The sequence below is a fragment of the Achromobacter sp. SIMBA_011 genome (genome assembly GCF_046535435.1).
Lineage (GTDB): Bacteria > Pseudomonadota > Gammaproteobacteria > Burkholderiales > Burkholderiaceae_B > Achromobacter > Achromobacter dolens.
Window position 1 is genome coordinate 1 of record NZ_JAWRWN010000078.1, and the last position, 413, is coordinate 413.

General features: G+C 68.0%; 2 pseudogenes. Both read left to right on the top strand.

Features of this window, described 5'->3' with window-relative positions:
- Positions 1–266: pseudogene (locus SB816_RS29985) on the top strand (TonB-dependent siderophore receptor); the annotation flags it as partial.
- Positions 267–325: 59 nt separating this feature from the next.
- A pseudogene (locus SB816_RS29990) lies at positions 326–413 on the top strand (nicotinamide riboside transporter PnuC); the annotation flags it as partial.

The window sequence follows — 413 nt, forward strand, 5'->3', positions numbered from 1 at the left end:
GGCTGAACCTGCTCGGCGGCGTCGAGTACAGCGCGGGCCGCAACGCGAACGAAGAGGGCACCGCGCGCGTGCCGTCGTGGTTCGTGTTCAATCTCGGCGCGCGCTATACGACGAAGATCGGCGGCCATCGCACGGTGCTGCGCGTGTCGGTCGACAACCTGTTCAACAAGTTCTACTGGCGCGACGCGGGCGAGCAGCAGGGCGACGCGTACCTGTTCCCGGGCGCGCCGCGTACCGCGCGCGTATCGTTGACCTATGATTTCTGATGGTCCGGTGTGCGCGGCATGACGCGCGCCGCCGGCCGTTACCCAGGAGAGCACAGACGATGTCCCCACTCGAAATCGCCGGCGGGATCGTCAGCGCGCTGGCGATCTGGCTGACCGCGAAGCGGCGCATGCTGTGCTGGCCGGTCG